The sequence below is a fragment of the Actinoplanes sp. L3-i22 genome (assembly GCF_019704555.1).
In the GTDB taxonomy this organism is placed as follows: domain Bacteria; phylum Actinomycetota; class Actinomycetes; order Mycobacteriales; family Micromonosporaceae; genus Actinoplanes.
In genome coordinates, this window is record NZ_AP024745.1 from 11142893 (window position 1) to 11165347 (window position 22455).

General features: G+C 72.2%; 24 protein-coding genes. 15 read left to right on the forward strand and 9 right to left on the reverse strand.

What is annotated here, in order from left to right; translation table 11 throughout:
- The first annotated feature begins 51 nt into the window (after window positions 1-51).
- Window positions 52-237 carry a hypothetical protein gene (locus L3i22_RS49325; protein WP_221324283.1) on the forward strand — a complete coding sequence of 62 codons (186 nt, stop codon included), beginning with the start codon at window positions 52-54 and terminating at the stop codon, window positions 235-237.
- A 65-nt stretch (window positions 238-302) separates the two neighbouring features.
- Here the strand turns inward: L3i22_RS49325 and dapE are convergent, their stop codons facing one another.
- Window positions 303-1376 (reverse strand): succinyl-diaminopimelate desuccinylase, encoded by a 1074-nt coding sequence (dapE, locus tag L3i22_RS49330; RefSeq protein ID WP_221324284.1) that lies wholly within the window; start codon window positions 1374-1376, stop codon window positions 303-305.
- Between the two features lie 76 nt (window positions 1377-1452).
- On the opposite strand from dapE, the gene dapD reads away from it, so the two are divergent.
- Complete coding sequence (dapD, locus tag L3i22_RS49335; protein WP_221324285.1) at window positions 1453-2400, forward strand: 2,3,4,5-tetrahydropyridine-2,6-dicarboxylate N-succinyltransferase; 948 nt, start codon at window positions 1453-1455, stop codon at window positions 2398-2400.
- Window position 2401: 1 nt separating this feature from the next.
- Here the strand turns inward: dapD and L3i22_RS49340 are convergent, their stop codons facing one another.
- Window positions 2402-3223, reverse strand: a complete 822-nt coding sequence (locus tag L3i22_RS49340; RefSeq protein ID WP_221330538.1) for a LysR family transcriptional regulator ArgP — start codon at window positions 3221-3223, stop codon at window positions 2402-2404.
- Window positions 3224-3294: 71 nt separating this feature from the next.
- Between L3i22_RS49340 and L3i22_RS49345 the strand changes: the two genes are divergently transcribed.
- The 8 genes from L3i22_RS49345 to L3i22_RS49380 all read left to right on the forward strand — a co-directional run bounded on the left by L3i22_RS49345 (window position 3295) and on the right by L3i22_RS49380 (window position 10059).
- Entirely contained in the window at window positions 3295-3897 is a 603-nt protein-coding gene (locus L3i22_RS49345) for a LysE/ArgO family amino acid transporter (protein WP_221324286.1), read from the forward strand.
- A 56-nt stretch (window positions 3898-3953) separates the two neighbouring features.
- Window positions 3954-5003 (forward strand): MerR family transcriptional regulator, encoded by a 1050-nt coding sequence (locus tag L3i22_RS49350; RefSeq protein WP_221324287.1) that lies wholly within the window; start codon window positions 3954-3956, stop codon window positions 5001-5003.
- A gap of 105 nt (window positions 5004-5108) precedes the next feature.
- Window positions 5109-5858, forward strand: a complete 750-nt coding sequence (locus L3i22_RS49355; protein WP_221324288.1) for a class I SAM-dependent methyltransferase — start codon at window positions 5109-5111, stop codon at window positions 5856-5858.
- Between the two features lie 451 nt (window positions 5859-6309).
- Complete coding sequence (locus tag L3i22_RS49360; protein ID WP_221324289.1) at window positions 6310-6798, forward strand: hypothetical protein; 489 nt, start codon at window positions 6310-6312, stop codon at window positions 6796-6798.
- Between the two features lie 78 nt (window positions 6799-6876).
- Complete coding sequence (locus L3i22_RS49365; protein ID WP_221324290.1) at window positions 6877-7338, forward strand: hypothetical protein; 462 nt, start codon at window positions 6877-6879, stop codon at window positions 7336-7338.
- Window positions 7335-8027 carry a hypothetical protein gene (locus tag L3i22_RS54520; RefSeq protein WP_221324291.1) on the forward strand — a complete coding sequence of 231 codons (693 nt, stop codon included), beginning with the start codon at window positions 7335-7337 and terminating at the stop codon, window positions 8025-8027. Before L3i22_RS49365 ends, L3i22_RS54520 begins: the two co-directional genes overlap by 4 nt.
- Before the next feature lie 385 nt (window positions 8028-8412).
- Window positions 8413-9018 (forward strand): hypothetical protein, encoded by a 606-nt coding sequence (locus tag L3i22_RS49375; RefSeq protein ID WP_221324292.1) that lies wholly within the window; start codon window positions 8413-8415, stop codon window positions 9016-9018.
- A gap of 36 nt (window positions 9019-9054) precedes the next feature.
- Window positions 9055-10059 carry an SDR family oxidoreductase gene (locus L3i22_RS49380; RefSeq protein WP_221324293.1) on the forward strand — a complete coding sequence of 335 codons (1005 nt, stop codon included), beginning with the start codon at window positions 9055-9057 and terminating at the stop codon, window positions 10057-10059.
- A 238-nt stretch (window positions 10060-10297) separates the two neighbouring features.
- On the opposite strand, the gene L3i22_RS49385 is transcribed toward L3i22_RS49380, so the two are convergent.
- Genes L3i22_RS49385 through fdxA form a run of 4 tightly spaced genes read right to left on the reverse strand, consistent with a single transcriptional unit; the run spans window position 10298 to window position 13669 of the window.
- The gene (locus L3i22_RS49385; protein WP_221324294.1) at window positions 10298-11545 is read right to left on the reverse strand and encodes a DUF4407 domain-containing protein; all 1248 of its coding nucleotides are present in this window, start codon (window positions 11543-11545) and stop codon (window positions 10298-10300) included.
- Window positions 11546-11595: 50 nt separating this feature from the next.
- Window positions 11596-12249 (reverse strand): SIMPL domain-containing protein, encoded by a 654-nt coding sequence (locus tag L3i22_RS49390; protein WP_221324295.1) that lies wholly within the window; start codon window positions 12247-12249, stop codon window positions 11596-11598.
- On the reverse strand, window positions 12249-13346 hold the full coding sequence (dapC, locus tag L3i22_RS49395; protein ID WP_221330539.1) for a succinyldiaminopimelate transaminase: 1098 nt from the start codon (window positions 13344-13346) through the stop codon (window positions 12249-12251). Before dapC ends, L3i22_RS49390 begins: the two co-directional genes overlap by 1 nt.
- A complete protein-coding gene (fdxA, locus tag L3i22_RS49400; protein WP_221324296.1) occupies window positions 13343-13669 on the reverse strand; it encodes a ferredoxin in 327 nt (108 codons plus the stop codon). The genes dapC and fdxA overlap by 4 nt, the downstream gene beginning before the upstream one ends.
- Window positions 13670-13751: 82 nt before the next feature.
- Between fdxA and L3i22_RS49405 the strand changes: the two genes are divergently transcribed.
- Window positions 13752-14711 (forward strand): GNAT family N-acetyltransferase, encoded by a 960-nt coding sequence (locus L3i22_RS49405; protein ID WP_221324297.1) that lies wholly within the window; start codon window positions 13752-13754, stop codon window positions 14709-14711.
- Here L3i22_RS49405 and L3i22_RS49410 read toward each other — a convergent pair.
- The 3 genes from L3i22_RS49410 to mshB all read right to left on the reverse strand — a co-directional run bounded on the left by L3i22_RS49410 (window position 14708) and on the right by mshB (window position 16664).
- The gene (locus tag L3i22_RS49410) at window positions 14708-15175 is read right to left on the reverse strand and encodes a hypothetical protein (protein ID WP_221324298.1); all 468 of its coding nucleotides are present in this window, start codon (window positions 15173-15175) and stop codon (window positions 14708-14710) included. The two genes, L3i22_RS49405 and L3i22_RS49410, sit on opposite strands and share 4 nt — an antisense overlap.
- A gap of 131 nt (window positions 15176-15306) precedes the next feature.
- The gene (locus L3i22_RS49415; RefSeq protein WP_221324299.1) at window positions 15307-15783 is read right to left on the reverse strand and encodes a hypothetical protein; all 477 of its coding nucleotides are present in this window, start codon (window positions 15781-15783) and stop codon (window positions 15307-15309) included.
- The gene (mshB, locus tag L3i22_RS49420) at window positions 15780-16664 is read right to left on the reverse strand and encodes an N-acetyl-1-D-myo-inositol-2-amino-2-deoxy-alpha-D-glucopyranoside deacetylase (RefSeq protein ID WP_221324300.1); all 885 of its coding nucleotides are present in this window, start codon (window positions 16662-16664) and stop codon (window positions 15780-15782) included. The genes L3i22_RS49415 and mshB overlap by 4 nt, the downstream gene beginning before the upstream one ends.
- A 154-nt stretch (window positions 16665-16818) precedes the next feature.
- Between mshB and L3i22_RS49425 the strand changes: the two genes are divergently transcribed.
- The 4 genes from L3i22_RS49425 to L3i22_RS49440 all read left to right on the forward strand — a co-directional run bounded on the left by L3i22_RS49425 (window position 16819) and on the right by L3i22_RS49440 (window position 22446).
- Window positions 16819-18570, forward strand: a complete 1752-nt coding sequence (locus L3i22_RS49425) for a prolyl oligopeptidase family serine peptidase (RefSeq protein WP_370644581.1) — start codon at window positions 16819-16821, stop codon at window positions 18568-18570.
- 36 nt (window positions 18571-18606) lie between these two features.
- Window positions 18607-20034, forward strand: a complete 1428-nt coding sequence (locus L3i22_RS49430; protein ID WP_221324302.1) for a TldD/PmbA family protein — start codon at window positions 18607-18609, stop codon at window positions 20032-20034.
- Window positions 20031-21461: a TldD/PmbA family protein gene (locus L3i22_RS49435; protein WP_221324303.1), complete on the forward strand. Its 1431-nt coding sequence runs from the start codon at window positions 20031-20033 to the stop codon at window positions 21459-21461. Before L3i22_RS49430 ends, L3i22_RS49435 begins: the two co-directional genes overlap by 4 nt.
- Before the next feature lie 193 nt (window positions 21462-21654).
- Complete coding sequence (locus tag L3i22_RS49440) at window positions 21655-22446, forward strand: hypothetical protein (protein ID WP_221324304.1); 792 nt, start codon at window positions 21655-21657, stop codon at window positions 22444-22446.
- The last annotated feature ends 9 nt before the right edge of the window (window positions 22447-22455 follow it).

A 22455-nucleotide genomic window follows, 5' to 3' on the forward strand; every position in this document is an offset into this window, starting at 1 on the left:
CGGCAGGCACGGCGCCCGGAGCCCGGGTGTCCCGGTGAAAGGGCGGCCACCGTGACGAACCGATATGAGCGGCTCAAGATGCACCGTCGCATGCAGCGGCGGATCCAGCTGGTGGTGGAGGAACGCCGGGTCGCCTTCGCGGCGCGGCAGCCCGATCCGGCCTTCGACCCGGAGACCACCATGGAGGTCTCGGTGCCCCAGCGCGCGATCGGCCGGGCGGCGATACCCCAGCTCTGAGAAGCCTGGCCGCGATACGCCGGCTCTGAGAAGCCGGGCCGCGATCCCCCAGGTCCAGGGGCGGGTCAGGAACTGGCCAGCCAGCGGTGCAGCGTGGCCGCGCCGTCCCGGATCTGGCCGATCTCGACGTGCTCGTCCGGCGCGTGCGCCAGCGACGGGTCGCCGGGGCCGTAGTTCAGCGCCGGGATGCCCAGCTGCGCGAACCGGGCCACGTCGGTCCAGCCCAGCTTGGCGGCCGGCTCGACGCCGACCGCGGTGAGGAACTCCCGGGCCGCGGCGGCGTCCAGGCCGGGCAGCGCGCCCGGCGCGGAGTCGGTGACCGCCAGGTCGAAGCCCTCGAAGACCTCGGTCAGGTGTGCCAGCGCCTGTGCTTCCGAGCGGTCCGGGGCGAACCGCAGGTTGACCTCGACCGCGCATTCGTCCGGAACAACATTTCCGGCCACACCCCCACTGATGCGTACGGCGTTCAGCCCTTCCCGATACGTGCACCCGTCGATCGTCACGGTCCGCGGGTGGTACGTGTCCAGCCGCCGCAGCACCTCGCCGGCCGCGTGGATGGCGTTCACCCCGCGCCAGGCCCGGGCCGTGTGCGCCCGCCGCCCGTGCGTGCGCACCAGCGCCTTGAGCGTCCCCTGGCAGCCGGCCTCGACCACCCCGTACGTCGGTTCGAGCAGCACCGCGAAGTCGGCCCGGAGCCAGTCCGGATGGCTGGCCGAGACCAGGTTGAGCCCGTTGAACTCGGAGTCGATCTCCTCGGCCTCGTAGAACAGGTACGTCACGTCGTACGCCGGATCCGGCAGGGTGGCCGCGAGGTGCAGGGCGATCGCGACCCCGGACTTCATGTCCGACGTCCCGCAGCCGTAGATGAGATCGTCGACGACAGTGGACGGCCAGTTGTCGTCGATCGGCACCGTGTCGAGGTGCCCGGCCAGCACCACGCGCTGTGCCCGGCCGAGTTCGGTGCGCGCCATCACGGTGTTGCCGACCCGTTCGACGGTCAGGTGCGCGGCGCTGCGGAGGACGTCCTCGACGCAGTCGGCGATCACCTTCTCGTCTCGGGACACGGATTCGATGTCGACCAGCGCGCGGGTCAGCTCGACCGGGTCGACAAGCACGTCCGGGGTCAGCGGGTTGGCCATGTGCGCACCATACAAGGCCATCCCGAGCATCGGACGCGCCCGATCCGGCACCCCCGTGCCTAGTAGGGTTCATGCCGTGGATACCGCGATCTCGACCTCGCCCGCCTGGGGCCTCGGTCTGGCCACCGTCACCGCCGAGGGGCAGGTGCTGGACACCTGGTTCCCGGCCGGCTTCCTGGGCCTGGGTGAGGAGCCGGCCGACCTGCCCGCGCTGCCCGCCGGGCTGACCGGCCCGAAGCTGCTGCCCGGCCTCTCGACCGTCGAGGTGCACGTCACGGTCAAGTCGCTGGCCGAGCCGATCACCGACAGCAGCGAGGCCTACCTGCGGCTGCACCTGCTCTCGCACCGCCTGGTCCGGCCGAACGAGCTGAACCTGGACGGGATCTTCGGCAAGCTGGCCAACGTCGCCTGGACCTCGGCCGGCCCCTGCCCGCCGGACCGGGTCGACGAGCTGCGCTTCCTGGAGCGCGCCGCGGGCCGGCACCTGAGTGTCCACGGCATCGACAAGTTCCCCCGCCTGACCGATTACGTCTCGCCCACCGGCGTCCGGATCGCCGACGCGGACCGGGTCCGGCTGGGCGCCTACCTGGCCCCGGGGACGACGATCATGCAGGAGGGCTTCGTCAACTTCAACGCCGGCACGCTGGGCACCTCGATGGTCGAGGGCCGCATCGTGCAGGGCGTGGTGGTCGGCGACGGGTCCGACATCGGCGGCGGTTCGTCGATCATGGGCACGCTCTCCGGCGGCGGCAAGGACAAGATCCGGATCGGCGAGCGCAGCCTGCTCGGGGCGAACGCGGGCGTCGGCATCTCGCTGGGCGACGACTGCGTGGTCGAGGCGGGCACCTACATCACCGCGTCGTCGAAGATCGGGCTGCCCGACGGGCGTGTGGTGAAGGCCATCGAGCTGTCGGGTGTGAACAATCTCCTGTTCTGGCGGAACTCGGTCTCCGGCGCCCTGGAGGCCCGCCCCCGCAAGGGCACCGGCATCGAGCTGAACAGCGCCCTGCACGCGAACGACTGATCTAACGCAACACTGAGGCGGCCGCCGTGCGAACGGCGGCCGTCAGTGTGTTCAGCAGGTCCGACTCGATCCGCCAGTACTGCCAGTAGAGCGGGATGTCCAGGAAGACGTCCGGAAATATCTGGACATATTCGCCGGAGGCCAGCAGCGGCCCGGCGTTCTGCTCCGGCACCGTGCCCCAGCCCAGCCCCAGCCGGATCGCCTCGTTGAACGCCGACGCCGCCGGCACGTAGTGCACCCGCTCCGGCGGCCGCCCGCCGACCAGCTCCAGGAACCGGTGCTGCAGCTGGTCCTTGCGGTTGTAGACGATCATCGGCGCGGTGTCGAAGGCGAGGCCCGGCGCGGCGACCGCCAGGTAGCGCATCGCCCCCAGCCGCTCCACCCGGCAGCCCTGGACCGCCACGTTCTCCGCGGTCACCGCGGCCATCGTGGTCCCCGACCGGAGCAGGTCGGCGGTGAAGTCCTGATCGTCGGTGTGGATCTCGAAGGTGGCGCCCGGTACCTCGGTCAGCACCGGCATGAACCAGGTGTTGAGCGAGTCCGCGTTCACCACGATCGAGATCCGGGTGCCGCCGCGGGCCTGCGCCAGCGCCTCCCGTTCGAGCAGCGCCACCTGCCCGGCGAAACGGACCAGCGCCTGCCCGGCCACGGTCGCGGTGCACGGCTTGGCCCGGCGCACCAGCACCTGGCCGACCGCCCGTTCGAGCGCCTTTATCCGCTGGCTGACCGCCGATGGGGTGATGTGCAGCACCCGGGCGGCGGCCTCGAAACTGCCCTGTTCGACGACGGCCTGGAAGGTTTCGAGCTGTACCTGGTCCACGATTAAGTATCGCTAATCCATCCTGAAAATCTTTAGCTGGATTTCACATCCGGGTGAAACCTAGCGTCGGGGACGTGCTCACCTCGATCGTCGCCGGCTTCCTCGCCTCCGCCGTCCTGATCATCGCCATCGGCGCCCAGAACGCCTTCGTGCTCCGCCAGGGCCTGCGCCGCGAACACGTCCTCCCGGTCGTCCTCGTCTGCGCCGTCTCCGACCTGGCCCTGACCTCGGCCGGGATCGCCGGCCTGGGCGCCGTCGTCGCGGCGCGCCCCGGCCTGGTCACCGCGATCCGCTGGATCGGGGCGGCGTTCCTGATCGGGTACGCCGTGCTCGCCGCCCGCCGCGCGCTGCGCCCCGAGGGCAGCCTCGACCCCACCGGCAAGGCCCCGGCGAGCCTGCGCGCGACCCTGCTCACCACGCTCGCCCTGACCTACCTCAACCCGCACGTCTACCTGGACACCGTGCTGCTGCTCGGCTCGATAGCGCAGCAGCACGCGTACCACTGGTTCTTCCTGATCGGGACGACCCTGGCCAGCTTCACCTGGTTCGCCCTGCTCGGTCTCGGCGCGCGCAAGCTCGGCCCGCTGCTCGCCCGGCCGGGCGCCTGGCGGGTGCTGGACGGGCTGATCGCCCTGGTCATGACCGCGGTCGCCGGGACATTGTTGCTGGGGAACTGACACGCTTGACCCTCGACCAGGTCGAGACACCAGGGTCATCGGCTGTGAGGAGCGAGATGCGGAGCATCGGCGAGGCGGCCCGGGCCAGCGGTCTGACGGTCAGCGCGCTGCGCTGGTACGACGGCGCCGGCGTGCTGGTCCCGGCCGCGGTGGACCCGGCGACCGGCTATCGCCGCTACACCGCCGACCAGATCCGGGCCGCCCGGCTGATCGCGGGGCTGCGCCGGGTCGGGATGCCGGTGCCCGAGATCGCCGCGGCGGTCCGTGAGCTCGGGCGCCCCGATCTCGTACGGGAACGGCTCGAATCGCATTTGTCCCGGCTGGAAGCCGGGCTTGCCGACGCCCGCCGCGAGCTCCTCCGCCTGCACACCCTGCTCGATCTGGAGGAGAACCTGATGACCCGCATCACCCTGTCCGCTTCTGATCTCAAGGCCGCGCTCGCCGCGGTGCGCTTCGCCGCGACCGACCCGATCCCCGGCGCGCCCTTCCCCGGCGGCGTGCTGTTCGAGACCGGCGACGGCACGCTGACCCTGGTCACGACGGATCGCTACCGTCTCGCGGTGGCGACGGCGCCGGCCACGATCGAGGGGCCTCCGGCGCGGCAGTACCTGCCGCTGGCCTTCGCCGACGAGCTCCGGCGGATCGGTTCCGGGTCCGTCACACTCGATGTCACTTCCGATTTTGTACGTACGGAAGGCGCCGGCCAGGAGCACCGCACGGCGCCCCTGGACGTCGAGTTCCCGGACTACCGCCGTCTGATCGGCCCCGGCGGTACGGCCGCCCGGCGGATCACCGTCGACCGGGACGAGCTGCGGAAACTGGTGTCGGCGGCGCCCGAGGTGCGGCGGGAGCAGGACGGCTCGGCGTACCCGGTCGCGATCCTCGCCCCGGACCCGGCCGGCGGCCTGCGCGTCGCCGCGGAGTCCGAGTGGTCCGCCGACACCGCCACGCACGTCGCGGTGAACCGGGAGTTCCTGCTCCAGGCCGTCGACGCGGGCGGCCCCGGCCAGCTGCTGCTCGAGCTCGACGGGCCGGTCCAGCCGCTGACCATCCGCATCGCCGGGGACGAATCCCGTTTCTCCCTGCTCATGCCGGTCCGGGCCTGACCGTCACAGCGCGTTGCGTCGCGGATTGAACACGGTTCAGCCACGACTTCCGTGAACGGTGAGACCACCGCGACTTTGAGCACGCACGCTGGCTACCGTCGGCGTGTGCGCAGCAGCCCGCCGGATGACGACCTCAACACCGCGGCGGCCGGCGCGTCCATGACCGGGTGGGAGTTCGCCTGGCTGGACGGGCTGGCCGTCGCCGCCGAGCCGTCCTGGTCCTACCCGGAGATCGCCCGTCCCCTGGTGCGCCCGGCCGGCAGCCTGCTCGACCTGGACACCGGGGGCGGCGAGTTGCTCGCCGCGCTGGCGCCGCTGCCGGCGTACACGGTCGCCGTGGAGAGCTGGGCGCGGAACACCCCGATGGCCCGGGAGCGGCTCGCCCCGTTCGGCGTCGAGGTGCTGACCGAGCTCCCCGCCGGGGAGGACGAGTTCGACGTGGTCCTCAGCCGGCACGGCCGGCTCCCCGCCGACGACATCGCCCGCCTGCTCCGGCCCGGCGGGGTCCTGCTCACCCAGCAGGTCGGCAGCGACGACCTGGCCGAGCTGAACGAGGTGCTCGGCGCGCCGCCGCCGTCCCCCCGCCGGTGGGACGCCCAGGTCGCGGCGGCCACCCTGACCGCGGCCGGCCTGCGCGTGACCGACGTCCGGGAGGAGCACCCGGTGCTCGCCTTCCGGGACATCCGGGCGGTGGTGCACCACCTGCGCACGGTTCCGTGGCAGGTTCGGGACTTCACCCCGCAACGGTACGAACGTGAGCTGGCCCGCCTCACCGCGGTCATCCGGGCTCGCGGCGAGTTCACCGTGCGGGCGCACCGGTTCCTGCTCCAGGCCCAGCGGCCGACAGAGGCATAGCCCGAAAGCCTCTTTCAGGGGAACGCCGGTTCGATCGGCTTACCCCGTTCGGGGCAGATGCCCGGAATTTCCCTTCGGAAACTTCACCTCTCAACCATCACCCAGGCCTCTCCCAGCATGGTTTCGGCCATGTGAGGCGAGTTCGGGCTTGACTTCGACCGTTGGAGATCGAAGCAGGTCACGGGCCTTGCGGGGTGGCGCGCGGTTACGGCTTGGGCGACTTGTTCGCACTTGCGGGGTAAGCGCTTCGGACAGCGGTAGTGACCGGATCATCCGTAACAGGCGGGCTGGAAGCCCTATCGCCGGGTCTGGGCGGGTCAGCCATCTTTGTCCCAGCGCCGGGACGCCAAACGGGCTCCGGCGACACCAGATCAACGACGCGCTCGCCATTCCGTCGCCCGCAACGCGCCGGAATCGCATGTCGCGAAACCGTTCCAGGAGGAACTTTCCCATGCGCAAGCTCACCAAGCGTTCCACCGCTGTCGTCGCCGGCGTCGCTGTTGCCGTGATCGGCGGAGGCGCGGCTTGGGCCGCCGTCACCGGCTGGAGCATCAACGGCTCCGGGTCGGCCGACGCCACCGCGGCTTCGATCACGCCACTGACGGCGACGTCGACCCTCGCGGGGACCATCTACCCCGGCGTCACGACGACCGTCAACAGCGGGGTCGTCAACCCCAACGACTTCCCGGTGCAGCTCACCGCGTCCTCCGCGGGCGTGACAAGCTTCGAAGGCACCACCGATGCCGGCTGCAAGAGCGCTCTGATCGCCAACCCGGCCATCTTCACCACCACGTTCCCCGGCAACCCGGTCATCGGCCCCCACGCCGCAGCTCCCGGGCAGTCGATCTCCTCGAGCGTGACCATCGGCGATCTGCCGCAGGCCTGTGCCGGCAAGGCGATCAAGATCAACTACACCTTCACCGGTGTGAGCGCGGCCTGATCCGATCGCCGAGGTGGGGTGGCCCAGCCACCCCACCTTCTCGCTTCCCGGGGGCAGCTCATGTCGAAGAAGTGGTGGATGGCGGCCGCGTCAGCGGCGGCCCTGATCACGGCCGCGTTCGTCGTGGCGACCGATTCGTCGGGAACGCCGGACGATGGCAACCTCGTCCTGGTCGGGCAGGGCAGCCACCAGGATGGTCCGCTCTACTTCCAGCTGAAGGGGAAGCCGGTGAAGGGCCTCTACCCCGGAGCGGTCAAGCAGATGCGGATCACCGTGATCAACCCGCTCGGCTACCGGCTCCGGGTGCAGAGCCTGACCGCCCGGGTGTCCGACTCGAACCGGCGCGGTTGCCACGCCAACTCGGAGAATCTGCAGATCCGGGGGTACGACGGCCAGCTGCCGATCATGGTGGCAGCGGCCGGCCGGACCGAACTGAGTGGAGTCTTCCCGGTCACGATGCCGCGCGGCGCGACCCGGAAGTGCGCGGGGGCTCGGTTCACGGTCTCGATCTCGGGGGTCGGCCGGCGGGTGACGGGATGAGGCGGGCCGGGCGGATCCTGCTGATCGGCGCGGTGGTGGGCTCCCTCGGGGTGGCCGGGACGGTCTTCGCCTACGCCGGTGGCTGGATCGTCACCGGCAAACCGACCCGGCTCACCGCGAACGTCGCCAAGATGCCGCGTGGGGCCGAGCCGAGCGTGGCCAAGCAGGGCAGCGACGCGGTGGTCAGCTGGAGTGCTCAGGAGATCGCGCCGGGCGTGCGGATGGATCACTACGTGGTGACCGCGCACAGCGTGGACGAGCCGGTCCAGCCGGACATCGCACGGACCGTGACGGCCGGCAGCGGGCCGGCCGAGACGGTCGTGTTCGCGGCGGCCGAGGTGGCCGGCGGGAAGTGGCGCTGGTCGGTCGTGCCGAAGTACCGGGACTGGACCGGTGAGGCGAGCAAGCCGAGTCAGCGCCTGGTCTTCCCGGCCCTGCCCGCCGCTCAGGTGGCGGCCCTGCCCGCGCCGGATCCGGGGGCGAAAGCCGGGTCGACGGCCCCGACCCCGGGGGCGTCGGCGCAGAGCACTCCGGCGAGCGGGGCGACGACCGGCCCGGCGCAGGAGGAGGAGAAGACGTCGCCGACGCCGGCCGCGAAGCCGGACCCGACCACACCCGCGGCGGATCCGGGTCCGACTCCGCCGGTGGCCCCGGCCGATCCGGACCCGGCGGGTTCCTCGGCGTCCTGACCCGCATGCACGGTTCGAGCCCCCGGTGTCCGTACCCGCCGGGGGCTCGATCCGTCCGCCTCGACGGTCGCGGATTTGAGTCGGCGGACGGTGGCCGCTAGGTGCGCATCGGTGCTGGTCGCGGCGGACCCGGAGAGCATCGTGGACGGTTTTCCCGGCGCGTCGGAGCGGGTCCGATCCCTCGGGCGGGGTAAACCGGTTGGGTGGATCGTTCCGATTTATGCGCCTACTACGGCGGACGGAAAACCGATCACATCGGACATCTCTATCAGGGAATGTTGTATGAACGCCAGCCTGGCCCTTTCCACCGCGTCCGAGGAGGAGCGAGCCGCATGCTTGATCTGAGCGATCCGCCCGCGGCTGCGGCCTCGGGGGCCGGCTCGTGATGCGGCGGGACGTCCTGACCAACTCGCAGCACGGCGCCGGGCAACCGGAGGGCCGGATCGAGCTGGATCCGGTCGACCACGAGGAGCCGACCTGGGAGGTACGGTCGCCGCGGCGAAAACGGTTCGATCGGCGGTCGCGGACCATTCTCGGGGTGGCGGCGCTCGCGGCGATCCTGGCGAACGCCGGTGCGGCCTGGGCGTACTGGAAGATCACCCAGCCCGGGGAGCAGGTGGCCGCGGCGCCGCCGGCCGCGGTCGACATGGTGCTGCGCGGGCGCAACGACCTGAACCAGACGCTGCGGCCGGGGGACACCGGGAACCTGATGGTGACGGTGACCAACGACAGGAGCGTGCCGATCCGGATCACCTCGATCCGGCGGGGGCCCGGGAACGTGGTGGCCGACCCGGAGCACCGGGACGCGGGGTGCGTGGATCCGGGCGTGCGGGTCAACCGGTCGGTCTTCCCGGTCTCCTGGGAGGTGCCGCGGAACACCGTGGGCGCGTTCACCGTGGCCGGGGCGCTGACCATGCCGGACGGGGTGCCGAAGGCGTGCGTGGGGGCGACGTTCACCGTGCCGCTGCGCGCGGAGGGTGTCCAGCGCTGAGGTTTCCCCCCGCCGGATCCTGGTCATTCCCTCGGTATGACCAGGATTTCGGTAGTGACCGGGGCGAGTGGCGGAATCGGCCGGGCGGTCGCCCGGCGGCTGGCGGCCCGGGGTGACACCGTCGCCCTGCTGGCCCGCGGGGCGGACGGGCTGGCCGGTGCGGCCGAGGACGTACGCCGGGCCGGTGGCACCGCGCTGGCGATCGAGGTGGACATGGCCGATCACCTGGCGGTGGACGCGGCCGCGGAACGGGTGGAGAAGGAGCTCGGGCCGATCGGGCTCTGGGTCAACAACGCGTTCTCCAGCGTCTTCGCCCCGTTCACCGAGATCGAGATGCCGGAGTTCGCCCGGGTCACCGAGGTCAGCTACCTGGGGTACGTGTACGGCACGCACGCCGCGCTGTCCCGGATGCGGACCCGTGACCAGGGGGCGATCGTGCAGGTCGGGTCGGCGCTGGCGTATCGCGGGATCCCGCTGCAGAGCGCGTACTGCGGGGCGAAGCACGCGATCCAGGGGTTCACCGAGTCGCTGCGGGTGGAGCTGCTGCACGAGAAGAGCAACGTGCACGTGACGATGGTGCAGATGCCGGCGGTGAACACCCCGCAGTTCGGGTGGGTGCTGTCCCGGCTGCCGAAGAAGGCGCAACCGGTGCCGCCGATCTACCAGCCGGAGGTGGCGGCGCGGGCGGTGGAGTACGCCGCGGACCACCCGCAGCGCCGGGAGTACTGGGTGGGCGGGTCGACCGCGCTGACCCTGGCGGCGAACGCGATCGCGCCCGGGATCCTGGACCGGTATCTGGCGTTGACCGGGTTCAAGGGGCAGCAGACGAGCGAGGCGCGGCCGGCGGACCAGCCGGCCAACCTGTGGGAGCCGGCGGACGGGCCGGGCGAGCCGGACGCCGGGGCACACGGGGCGTTCGACGACCGGGCCACGTCGCGGAGTCTGCAGCTCTGGGCGTCGCAGCACCACGGCCTGCTGGCCGCGGTGGGCGGTGGACTGGCCGCGGCCGGTGCGGCGTGGGCGTTCGGCCGTCGCTCTTGATCTTGGGGGTTGCACCGCAACCACCCGCGGAATGAAATGGCCTACGCGAGCGGCATCGTGGCCCGGGCAGGGACGCGGCTCAGGGTCTTGGGTTTTACCGCAACCACCCACGGATGTCGCCCTGTAGGGCCTCGCGTTTAGGGCGCGCCAGCGCCCTGCGAGGCCCGGAAGGGTCCCCGCGGGAGCGACGATCAGTTATCGGCCGCAGCATAGGCAAAAAAGATCTTGAAATTGATCTTCAGGCGTCGATGCGGTCGTGCCAGAAGCGGCGTTCCAGCTCGGCCGGGTCGACGATGACCGCGGTGTGCAGGACGGCCCGGGCCCGTTCGGTCGCGGCCCGGGCGAGTTGGGCATCGTGGCTCGCCGCCTCGATGCCGTCGGCGACCACCTTCGCGGTCGCGTCGCCGTAGGTGCGCGCGTCGTGCACCTCACGCTCGTGGATCAGCGCGGCCTCGTGCTCACGCAGCCGCGCGGACCGGGCCTCGTTGCGCTCGTAGGCGTTGCCGCGGGACGCGAACTTCAGCCCGATCGCCGCGCAGTCCAGCGCGACCAGCAGCAACGCGATGCCCAGGTAGTAGATGCCGACGCCCCAGACGTCCGCGGTGACCAGGTGCCACATCGCGGCGGTCCGCGCGCCGAAGCCGGAGTCGCCGCGCACCGCGTCGGCGTTCGCCGAGCGCTCGTCGTTGATCAGCGCGGCCAGCCGGGACTGCTCGCCGGCCCGGGCCGCCCGCTCCGCGCGCTGATCGCGCTGCAGGTCGGCGGCCTGCCGGTCGAGCGCGGCGGCCTGGTCGTCCAGCGCGCGGGACCGGTGGACCAGGTGGTCGCAGTAACCGCCGCGCGGGCAGCCGGGACTGCGGGTGACGCCGGAGCCGGCCGAGTCGGCGAGGGCCTGGCGGTAGAGCGTGCGGGCGTCGTGGCGCTTGCCGGCGGCCCGGTCGGCGAGCTTCTGGACCGCCGTGTCGTCGTCCCGGGTCTCCCGCCGCAGTTCGGCGAGCCGGGACTGGTAGCCGGCCACCGCACCGCCCGCGTCCAGGCTGCTCAGCTGGGTGCTGTGGGTGACGGCGAGCCGGGCGTCGATCTCGCCGCGGTAGCGGGCCAGCATCAGCGGCTCGGTCACCACCACCGCGAAGAGCAGCGCCAGACCGACCCGGCCCAGGTAGAGGCCGAGCGTCGGCGGGCGCAGCAGGTGCCGCGGGTCGGTCGAGTCCAGATTGTCGTAGCTGATCCCGACCCGGCCGACGACGGCCCGGTCGTAGGCGACCACGCCGATCGCGACCAGCGGGCCGACCAGCCACTGGTACCAGGGGTGCCGATAACCACTGCTGGCGTCGACGAACGCGGCGCCGCCGATCGTGGCGTAGAGGAAGTAGAGCAGGATGAAGACACCGATCGAGCGATACAGCACCCGGTCCGAATGCGTCGTCACGCTGCGCGGATTCACGTTCGCCACCCGCAGGAGCAGATGCCCGAGGCCCGTGCGCATGCGGTCGAGTCTTGCCGAACCGGGCCCCGGCCGGGCCCGGAATCGGCAGATCAGGCCGTCGGCAGGGTCGGCTCGGTGATCGTGACGGTGACCTTGACCGTGGCCTGCACGGTCTGCAGCTCCGGTTCCAGCTCCAGGGCCTGCGCCTCGTCGCCGCCGCCCTTCGACCGCATCATGGCGCCGGCCACCCCGCCCCGGAACCCGCCGTCGGACAGCGAGTCGGTGATCTCGACCAGCCGGTCGACCCGGGCGCCGACGGCGGCGGCGTATTCCGCCGCCTTCACCAGCGCGTCGGCGACCGCGGCCTGCCGGACGTCGGACCCGGCCCGGCTGTCCGGCCGCATCCGCCACCACGGGCCGTGCACGCTGGTCAGCTCCTCGGAGCCGAGTTTCAGCATGAGGTCGCCGAGCACGGTGAAGTCGGTGACGATCACGTCGATGCCGATGCTGCCGTGGTAGGCCAGCACCTCCTCGCCGCGCCGCTTCATCTGCGGGCGGATGTGCAGGCCGGCCGACTCACGCCGCTCGATCGCGGCGGTGAACTGGTCGAGCACCACCCCGATCGCGGCCGACCGCTGGGTGAGACGCTCCAGCACCGACTCCCGGCTGCGGCCCTTCGACTCCGACCGCACACTGACCACGGCCTGCTCGGGCAGCACTTCCCGGACGGCCTCGCCGGTGGCGACAACGATCGGCTCGGTCATCAGAGTCCTTCGGCGAGACGGTCGGCGGCGGCGGCGACCCGCTCGTCGGTCGCGGTCAGCGCGACCCGCACGTGCTGGGCGGCGGACGGGCCGTAGAACGCGCCCGGAGCGGCCAGGATGCCCCGCTCGGCGAGCCGGTCGACGGTCTGCCAGCAGTCCTCACCACGGGTCGCCCAGAGGTAGAGCCCGGCCTCCGAGTGACTGATCGCGAAGCCGGCCTTGGTGAGGGCGGCCCGCAGGATCTCGCGGCGGGCCGCGTAACGCTCCCGCTGCGCGGCCACGTGCTCCTCGTCCCGCAGCGCCGCGACCATGGCCGCCTGCACCGGGGCCGGCACGATCATGCCGGCGTGCTTGCGGACCGCGAGCAGCTCACCGACCAGGGCCGGGTCACCGCCCACGAAACCGGCGCGGTAACCGGCCAGGTTGGAGCGCTTGGAGAGCGAGTGGACGGCGAGCACCCCGGTGTAGTCGCCACCGGTCACCTCGTCGGCGAGCACCGACACCGGCTCGGCGTCCCAGCCGAGCGACAGGTAGCACTCGTCGCTGACCACGATCGTGCCCCGCTCACGGGCCCAGGCGACGACCTTGCGCAGGTGCTCGGCGGGCAGCACCTGGCCGGTCGGGTTGGACGGCGAGTTGATCCAGATCAGCTTGACGCGTTCCGGGCCGACCGCGGTGAGCGAGTCGGACCGGATCACCTCGGCGCCGGCCAGGCGCACCCCGACCTCGTACGTCGGGTAGCAGACCTGCGGGATGACCACCTTGTCGCCGGGCCCGACGCCGAGCAGCGTCGGCAGCCAGGCGACCAGCTCCTTGGAGCCGATGGTGGGCAGCACGCCCAGCTCACCGGAGGCCCCGCAGGCACGGGCCAGCCAGCCCGCGATCGCGGCCCGCAACGTCGCGGTGCCCGCGGTCAGCGGGTAGCCCGGCGCGTCGGCGGCCTCGGCGAGGGCCTGCCGGACGACCGCGGGGACCGGGTCGACCGGAGTGCCGACCGAGAGGTCGACGATGCCGCCCGGGTGGGCGGCGGCGCGCGTCTTGGCCGGCTCCAGCAGGTCCCAGGGGAAATCCGGCAGGGCCGACGACAGTGCGCTCAGTGCGCGTCCCCACGCGGCGGCTGGGCGATCACGAACGGCGTGTCCTTGTCGATCTTGCCGACCTTGGCGGCGCCGCCGGGTGAGCCGAGGTCCTCGAAGAACTCGTAGTTCGCGTTCGTGTAGTCCTTCCACTGCTCCGGGACGTCATCCTCGTAGAAGATCGCCTCGACCGGGCAGACCGGCTCACACGCACCGCAGTCCACGCACTCATCGGGGTGGATGTAGAGCATCCGATTGCCCTCGTAGATGCAGTCGACCGGGCATTCCTCGATGCATGCCTTGTCGAGAACATCGACGCAGGGCTCAGCGATGATGTAGGTCACGGGTCTTTCCCTTCAAAGCCACGCCGCGTGGACCGCCGACGACAAATGCAGAGCCTAGTATTCCCGCCGAAGGAGGTAATACGTGCTCCGACAGCAGGATGTGGGACACCGGGTGGTGGTACGGCGAATTGTAGGCGTATCCGAGGATCGGCCGCTGTACACGGATGCCCTCGGTGAGCTCGTCGACCTCACGGAGACCGAACTCACACTCGCCACCGACAAGGGAACCCTGCGGGTGCCGCTGCGCGAGGTGCACCGGGCCAAGCGGGTCCCGCCCGCGCGCCGCCCGCACGCCGCCGCGGTGATCGCCCTCGAACTCGCCGCCGACCAGGCCTGGCCGGCCCCGGTGCGGGCGAAACTCGGCAACTGGCTGCTGCGGGCCGCGGACAACTGGACCGGCCGGGCGAACTCGGCGCTCGCCGTCGGCGACCCGGACCGCCCGCTCGACGCGGCGATCGACGCCGTCGAGAAGTGGTACCGGGACCACGGCCAGCGCCCGATGATCAACGCACCGATGCCGCTGGCCGCCCCGGTCAACGCGACGCTCGACGCCCGCGGCTGGTCGGCCCGGCCGCTCACGCTGGTGCAGACCGCGTCGCTGGCGCCGATCCTGGCCGCGCCGGGCCGGACCGACCTGCCCCCGGTCGACCTGGCCGACTCCCCCGGCGACGACTGGTACGCGATGGTCGCCGATCACAAGGGGACGCTGCCGCCGGCCGCGATCCGGATCCTCACCGGCGTGCCGGAGAAGGTCTTCGCCCACGTGCACGACGCGGACGGCGCCCTGATCGCGGTCGCCCGCGGCACGGTCACCGGGCCGGACCGCTGGCTCGGCGTCGCCCTGCTGCAGACGGCGCCGGCCGCCCGGCGGCGCGGCCTCGGACGGCACGTCGTGCGCGGGCTCGCCCAGTGGGCCGCACAGCACGGCGCGACCCGGGCCTACCTCCAGGTGGAGGAGCGGAACACGGCGGCGGTGGCGCTCTACGGCCGGCTCGGCTTCAGCACGCATCACACCTACCTGACCAGGGAGGCGCCCGGCTAGCGCCGGACCACCCGGCGCGGCTTCATGGTCTTCGCCCGGGTGTACGCCTGGAGCGAGCGGGAGCGGTAGTCCTTGGCGAGCATCACCGCGATCCAGTAACCGACCAGGGTGCCGGCGATCGCGCAGCCGCTGTACAGCCAGATCTGCGCGAAGAAGTCGCCGCCCCCGTTCGCGAACGGCTCGCTGCCGCTCAGGAACGGTCCGGCCAGGACGGTCACCAACATCCCGGCGAGCGCGCCGAAGCCCAGGTCGGGCAGCCAGTCGCTCGGTCGGCGGTGCTGGCACCAGACGAAGGCGATCGCGCCCAGCACCAGCGCGACCAGCGCGAACATCACGATCGAGCCGCGGCTCTGGGCGGTGTCCGTCGCGTCGAATCCGAAGCGGACGACCAGTCTGGTCACCGCGTTGATCGCGAACAGCGCGACCGCCAGCACCGTGATCCGGAACCAGCGCTGCTGCCTCATCAGTCCTCCCGGGGAACGTTTCGTGGCCGGGATCGTAGCGCCCGGGAAACCCGTGGTGCTCGATCTCCCGGCCATCTTCGCGGATGATGCGCGACAGTTCCTACCGGCGAGCTGTGAGTCCCCTGAAAAAATCAGGTCTTCTTCAGAGGCTTCATGATCATTTTGTACGCGTACACGGCGAACGCCAGGCTGCCCGCCAGGATCATCACCAGGGCCACCCAGTTGTCGGCGCCGAGCAGATAGTCCCCCTCGGTGGTCCGGGTGCCGGCCGCGCCGAGGATCAGCAGCGTCCACAGCGCCCAGGGGACACCGATCGCCCAGCCGCGCGCGATCGTGGTGGTGGCGAACCAGGCCAGCGCCAGGTTGGCCGCGACGGTCACCGGGATGGCCAGGCCGATCAGCTCGCCGGTGCCCTGCCAGGCGGCGAAGTCGCCGTGGAACAGCCCGGTGACGCCGCCGACCCGCAGGACGCTCAGCTCCAGCTCGATCAGCGTGATCACCAGGGTGGCGACCACGCTGACCAGCACACCGGCGACGCGGACCAGGACGTCGCTCCTCGGTGCGGACTGCTCCTCGACCTTTTCCGCGGGCGCTTCGGTCACCGTCATCTGCCGTCCAGATCCAGGCCCGCGAACAGGTCGGTCTCCCACTTGAGCGGGCCCTCGCCGGGGCCGCGCTCCCCCTTGGCCAGGGTGTAGTGCTCCATGCCCATGAACTCGCCGCCGAAGTCGCCGGCCATCCCGTACAGCCAGGAGTTGTCCGGGATCTGGGTGGCGTGGGCACGCATCGCGGCGATCTTGTTGGGGTAGAACTCGGTGCCGTCGATGCGGGCCGCGATCTCCTCGTCCGGCGTGCCGAACGGCAGGTCCTCGACGCTCGCCACGTCGGCGAACGGGTTGCTCTCCGACTCGCGGAACGCCTCCATGCCGTCGCGGAGCACGCTCAGCGGCTGGGCCGTCCAGTAGATCTTGGACGGGCCGTCCGGGCCGGCCAGCTCGGCGGCGCGCATCGCGACCCGGTGCGCCTGGATGTGGTCCGGGTGACCGTAGAAGCCGTTCTCATCGTAGGTGATCATGACCTGCGGGCGGATCTCCCGCATGATCTCGACCAGGTGCGCGGCGGCCTCGTCCAGATCGGCGCCCCAGAACGCGCGGGGGTGCTTGTTCGTCTCCAGGCCCATCATGCCGGAGTCCCGGTAGCGGCCCGGGCCGCCGAGCATCCGGCGGTCGGCGACGAGCAGCGCGTCACACGAGCGCTCCCACTCGACGAGACGCCACCCGCCGAGCTGGTCGGCCTGGCCGGCGGCGAGCTGCGACAACGCCGGGACGTGGATCTCGCCCTCCTCGCCGAGGGTGCAGGTCACCAGCGTCACGTGGGCGCCGTCGGAGGCGTAGTGCGCCATCGTGGCGCCGGTCCCGATGACCTCGTCGTCGGGGTGCGCGTGCACCAGCAGCAGACGACGGGCGGGCAACGAATCAGGTGCGGTCACGGCCGATACTGTACGCGCGACCACCGACACGTTCGCCCGACGAGCCCGACGGTTTACCCGGCGGGAGCCCACCTTGATCAGCGATGCTGAGGGCGTGGACTACCCCGGACTCGCCGGGCGCACCGGCGACTTCAGCCACGGCGCCCCCCATGCCGTGACGGTCGGCGCCGACGGGGCGCGGGTCGTGTTCCTGCGTTCCACCGGCCCGTTCGAGGCGGCGGCCGGGCTCTGGGTGCTCGACCTGGAGACCCTCGCCGAGCACCTGGTCGCGCCGGGGCCGGTCGACTCGTACGCGGTGGACCGGGACGCCCGGGTGGCCGCCTTCGCCCGCGGCGGCCGGCTGTTCCGCGCCGACCTGGTGGCCGGCGCGGTCACCGCGATCCCGACCGGCGAGCCGGTGCACGATCCCCGGCCGGACCCGCAGGGCCTGCGGATCGGCTACGTCACCGACCCGGGCGGCTCGGCGTCGCTGCGGCACACCGGGCCGGACGGGGACCGGCTGCTCGCCGGGGAGCAGGGCAGCGCCTGGCGGGAGCACACCGGCAACATCGCCTGGGGGGTGGCCGGGACCGGCGCCGCCGAGTTCGGCCGGACCCGCGGCTGGTGGTGGTCGCCGGACGGGCGCCAGGTGCTGGCCGTGCGCACCGCCGGGTCGATCAGCCTGCACCTGCTCGACCTGGACGACGGCTGGGTGGACGTGCACTGGGACCGGGAGACGTACCCGCACCTGGCCCAGGTGCGCTGGTCCGGCGGCGGTCCGCTGATCACCGTGCTGCGCCGGATGCAGCAGCACGGGCTGGTGCTCTCGGTCGACCCGCGGACCGGCGAGACCCAGGTGCACGCGGAGCTGGCCGACGCCCGCTGGGTCGAGCCGATCCCGGGCACGCCGCGCCACCTGCCGGACGGCCGGGTGCTGGTCGGCGGGGAACTGGCGCACGACGGGTTCGACGCGCGCTGCCTGTTCGCCGACGGCAGCCTGCTCACCCCGCCCGGCCTCTACGTGCGGCGGGTGGCCGGCACGCTGCCCCGCCCGGACGGGCCGGCCGGCGCGCCGGACCTGATCGTCGAGGGGAGCCTGGGCGATCCCGCGGTGCGCGAGATCTTCCGGGTCCGCACGTCGCTGGGCGGCGGCGGGCCCGAGGTGACCCGGCTGACCACGGCCGCGGCGGAGCTCGCCACCGGCGGGGACGTGCTGGTCGCGGGCGACCGGGTGTGGCGGGGGGACCGGCCGGTGGGGACGCTGCGGTCGCTGGCGGCGGCGCTGCCGTACCACCCGGAGCCGGTTCTCTCCCGGGTCACCGATCGTCGTCTGCCGGCCGCCGTGCTCTATCCCACCGGGTTCGTCGGGGGCGGCCTTCCGGTTCTGGTCACCCTGGGCGACGGTCCGGGAATTCAGGGGGTACGGGCGGAGCCGCCCGCCTGGCAGGAACGCCAGTGGTGGGCGGACGCCGGCTTCGCCGTCGTCAGTGTCGACTCCCGCGGTACGCCCGGGATCGCGCCCAGCTTCGAGAAAGCCGTCCACCGGCGGCTCGCCGACCTGGTCCTGACCGACCTGGTGGACGCGCTGCGGGCGCTCACCGGCAAGCACCCCGACCTGGACCTGACCCGGGTCGCGGTGCGCGGCCGCGGGCTGGGCGGCTGGCTCGCCGCGCTGGCCGTGCTGCGCCGCCCGGAGGTGTTCCGCTGCGCGGTGGCCCGGGACCCGGTGCTGGACTGGTCCCGGCTGCCGCGGCCGGTGGCCGAGCGCTACCTGGGCGACCCGGCCGACTCGGCGCACGTCTACCGCAACCACGATCTGACCGCTGAGCTGGCCGAGGCCGGCTCGGACGGGCCGGTGCGGCTGGCCGGCGCGGAGACCGGACTGGCCGAGGAGCTGGCCTGGATACAGCAACTGTTGGCCACCTAGTCGGTTTTGTCGTACGCGGCACCTAGGGTCGAGGGCATGAGCCACTTCGATGAGGCGGGTGCTGCCGTCCAGGCCGCACTCGACGCCGGCGCCCGTTATGCGGACGCCCGTGTCATGGTCTGCCGCACCGAGTCGATGACGGCCCGCAACGGGGCCGTCGAGGATCTGGGCTCCGACGAGAGCGCCGGCCTGGGCGTGCGCGCCCTGGTCGGCTCGAGTTGGGGCTTCTACGCCGTTCCGGACCTGTCCGAGCCGGCGGCCCGGGCCGCCGGGCGCCGCGCCGCGGAGATCGCCGCGGCCAGCGCCCAGGTGGCCGGCCCGCCCGCCGAGCTGACCACGTCCACGCCGGTGACCGCGAGCTGGGCCAGCGACTGCAAGGTCGACCCGCTCACCGTGCCGCTGGCCGACAAGGGCGACCTGCTGGTCCGGGCCACCGCCGCGGCCAAGGCGGCGGGCGCCGACCAGGCCGAGGCGAGCTACGCGATCTGGGACACCCACAAGTGGTTCGTCTCCAGCGAGGGCCACCGCGTCGACCAGCACATCCGGGAGTGCGGCGGCGGGGTGAGCGCCATCGCCATCGGGGACGGCGAGGTCCAGCGCCGCTCCCTGCCCGGGCAGTACGGGACCCGCGGCTGGGAGCTGATCGACGAGCTCGACCTGGTCGGCAACGCGCCGCGCCTCGCCGAGGAGGCCCGCGAGCTGCTCACCGCGCCGCTCTGCCCGGCCGGCGAGACCACGCTGATCCTCGGCGGCTCGCAGCTCGCGCTGCAGATCCACGAGTCGGTCGGGCACGCCATCGAGCTGGACCGGATCCTCGGCTGGGAGGCCGCGTTCGCCGGCACCAGCTGGCTGGACCTGACCCGGCTGGGCTCGCTGCGGTACGGGTCGGACCTGATGAACATCACCATCGACCCGACGTTCCCGGGCGCGCTGGGCAGCTTCGGCTTCGACGACGAGGGCACCCCCGCGGTGAAACGGCACGCGGTCCGCGACGGCATCTGGGTCGGCGTGCTGGCCGGGCGGGACTCGGCCGCGGTCGCCGGGCTGGACTACGCCGGCAGCGTGCGCTCCGACGGCTGGTCCCGGCTGCCGATGGTGCGGATGACCAACGTCGGCCTGGAGCCCGGGCCGCACACCCTCGACGAGATCATCGCGGCCACCGACGACGGCGTGTTCATGGACGTCAACCGGTCCTGGTCGATCGACGACCGGCGGCTGAACTTCCAGTTCGGCTGCGAGATCGGCTACGAGATCAAGAACGGGAGACGGGGCCGGATGCTGCGCAACCCGACCTACACCGGGATCGGCCCGAAGTTCTGGCAGTCGATGGACATGCTGTCCGCCGAGACCGTCGCCTGGGGCACGCCGAACTGCGGTAAGGGCCAGCCCGGCCAGATCGGGCACACCGGACACCCGGCGGCGCCGGCCCGGTTCACCGGCGTCCGGGTGGGGGTTCGAGGATGAGCACCGAGATCGAGCTGGCGGCGAAGGTGGTGGAGCTGGTCCGGGAGTTGGCCGGGCGGTCCGCCGAGGCCGAGGTCAACGTGCGGCACCAGGCGCTCGCGCTGACCCGGTTCGCCAACTCCGCGATCCATCAGAACGTGGCCGAGGCGACCACCGGCGTGCGGCTGCGGCTGCACCTGGACGGCCGGACGGCGACCGGCTCCACCACGCTGACCGGCGTGGACGGCCTGCGCTCGCTGGTCGAGCGGACCGTCGCCGCGGCCCGGGTGACCCCGCCCGACCCGGGCTGGGCCGGCCTCACCCGGCCCGCCGCGCTGCACATCTCGGCCGCGCACCCGGGCTCCGGCGAGCACTCCGGACTGGCCTTCGGCTTCGACGAGGCGACCGCCCGGGCCACCCCGGGAGAACGGGCCGAGCGGGTCCGCGCGTTCGTCGACGCGGCCGGCGGCCTGGAGACGGCCGGTTACTGCAAGACCGAGTACCTCTCCGCCGCCTTCGCGAACACCGCCGGCCAGGCCGTCGAGGGCCGCACCGCGGAGGCCGCGATGGACGGCATCGCCCGCAACAACGGCGCCGACGGCGTGGCCCGCCTGCTCGCGTCCCGGCTGAGTGACCTGGACGGGGCCGCGCTGGGCGCCCGGGCCGCGGCCAAGGCCCGCGCCGCGGCCGACCCGATCGAGCTCCCGCCGGGGCACTACGAGGTGGTCCTCGAACCGACCGCGGTCGCCGACCTGCTGCAGAACTTCTCGATCTTCGGCTTCAACGGCAAGTCCTGGACCCAGAAGCAGTCCTTCGCCGAGCTGGGCAAGGAGCAGTTCGACCCGTCGGTGACCATCGTGGACGACCCGCTGGGCAGTCGCGGGGAGCCGGCGCCCGGCCTGCCCTTCGACGACGAGGGCACCCCGGCGCGGTCGCTGGTGCTGGTCCGGGAGGGGATCACCCGGGCGGTGACCCACGACCGGACGTCCGCGGCCGAGGCCGGCGCCACCGAGTCGACCGGGCACGCCTCCCCGGCCTCCCGATCCTGGGGGCCGTTCCCCGGGCACCTGCGCCTGGAGGCGGGCCCGGCCGGCGGCACCGCGGACGGCCCGGCGGCGGTGGCCGGGTCGGCCCGGCCGTTCGTCGCCCGGATGCGCCGCGGCCTGCTGGTCACCGACCTCTGGTACACCCGGGTGCTGGACCCGAAGACGCTGGTGGTGACCGGACTGACCCGCAACGGCGTGTGGCTGGTGGAGGACGGGGAGATCACCCGCCCGGTGGGCAACCTGCGCTTCACCCAGTCCTACCCGCAGGCGCTGGGCCCGGGCCAGGTGCTCGGGATCGGCGCCGAGTCGGTGCTGCTGCCGGATTCCTGGGGCGGCGCGCGGTACGCGGCACCGGCCCTGCACCTGGCGTCGTGGAACATCACCGGCAACGCCTCGGGCTAGATCCAATAACGCATAGGTGATCGTCTTTGCGGGCCGGGATGATGTTTTTGTGACCCGGCCCGCAAAACCGTCAGACCTTCGGCGTAACGTGTGCCACACATCACCGTCGCACGAGGACGGCTGAGGAGCAGGCACCACTGTGTCCGCTTCCGGTCGGCCCGTGCACCTGGCGCGGCACCGGCAGGGGTATGACATGACGACGACGGCAACGTGGCCGGGTGGGCGACGCCTGCGCGCCGCGATCTCGGCGCGAACACTTCGGACCGATCGGTGGTGGCTGGCGCCGCTGATCACGTTCCTCGGGCTGACCGCCTGGGTGGCGTACGCGACGGTCCGGGTCTTCATGCACAAGTGGTTCTACGTCGAGGAGTATCACTACCTCACGCCGTTCTACTCACCGTGCATCACCGACCGCTGCGGTGAGGCGGCCGAGTTCGGCACTCCCCTGCCGAGCTTCTGGCTGATCCCGGAGGCGTCGTTCACCCTGCCGTTCCTGCTGCTCTTCCGGCTGACCTGCTATTACTACCGGAAGGCGTACTACCGGGCGTTCTGGTTGTCCCCGCCGGCCTGCGCGGTGCCCGACGGTCATCAGACGTATTCCGGCGAGACCCGCTTCCCGCTGGTCTTCCAGAACGCCCATCGGTACGCGTTCTACGCCGCCGGGATCATCTCGCTGATCAACACCTGGGACGCGATCCGTGCCCAGGCGACCGGGATCGGCCTGGGCAACGTGATCCTCTGGGTCAACGTGATCATGCTCTGGGCGTACACGCTGTCCTGCCACTCCTGCCGGCACATCGCCGGCGGCCGGCTCAAGCACTTCTCCAAGCACCCGGTGCGGTACCGCTTCTGGACCTTCGTGTCCAAGCTGAACACCCGGCACATGCAGCTGGCCTGGATCACCCTCGGGACGCTCGCGCTGACCGATTTCTACATCATGGCGGTCTCCGCCCACTGGTTCTCCGACCTTCGGCTCATCGGTTAGGCGGCACGG

Bases quoted from the DNA above. Each gene is read 5' to 3' on its own strand.
- L3i22_RS49375 (WP_221324292.1), top strand. From the start codon at position 8,413: ATGCGGCGGGACGTCCTGACCAACTCGCAGCACGGCGCCGGGCAACCG.
- L3i22_RS49410 (WP_221324298.1), bottom strand. From the start codon at position 15,175: ATGAGGCAGCAGCGCTGGTTCCGGATCACGGTGCTGGCGGTCGCGCTG.
- L3i22_RS49390 (WP_221324295.1), bottom strand. From the start codon at position 12,249: ATGACCGAGCCGATCGTTGTCGCCACCGGCGAGGCCGTCCGGGAAGTG.
- L3i22_RS49440 (WP_221324304.1), top strand. From the start codon at position 21,655: ATGACGACGACGGCAACGTGGCCGGGTGGGCGACGCCTGCGCGCCGCG.
- L3i22_RS49365 (WP_221324290.1), top strand. From the start codon at position 6,877: ATGGCGGCCGCGTCAGCGGCGGCCCTGATCACGGCCGCGTTCGTCGTG.
- L3i22_RS49415 (WP_221324299.1), bottom strand. From the start codon at position 15,783: ATGACGGTGACCGAAGCGCCCGCGGAAAAGGTCGAGGAGCAGTCCGCA.
- dapE (WP_221324284.1), bottom strand. From the start codon at position 1,376: ATGGCCAACCCGCTGACCCCGGACGTGCTTGTCGACCCGGTCGAGCTG.
- L3i22_RS49360 (WP_221324289.1), top strand. From the start codon at position 6,310: ATGCGCAAGCTCACCAAGCGTTCCACCGCTGTCGTCGCCGGCGTCGCT.
- L3i22_RS49350 (WP_221324287.1), top strand. From the start codon at position 3,954: ATGCGGAGCATCGGCGAGGCGGCCCGGGCCAGCGGTCTGACGGTCAGC.
- L3i22_RS49380 (WP_221324293.1), top strand. From the start codon at position 9,055: ATGACCAGGATTTCGGTAGTGACCGGGGCGAGTGGCGGAATCGGCCGG.
- L3i22_RS54520 (WP_221324291.1), top strand. From the start codon at position 7,335: ATGAGGCGGGCCGGGCGGATCCTGCTGATCGGCGCGGTGGTGGGCTCC.
- L3i22_RS49430 (WP_221324302.1), top strand. From the start codon at position 18,607: ATGAGCCACTTCGATGAGGCGGGTGCTGCCGTCCAGGCCGCACTCGAC.
- L3i22_RS49385 (WP_221324294.1), bottom strand. From the start codon at position 11,545: ATGCGCACGGGCCTCGGGCATCTGCTCCTGCGGGTGGCGAACGTGAAT.
- L3i22_RS49435 (WP_221324303.1), top strand. From the start codon at position 20,031: ATGAGCACCGAGATCGAGCTGGCGGCGAAGGTGGTGGAGCTGGTCCGG.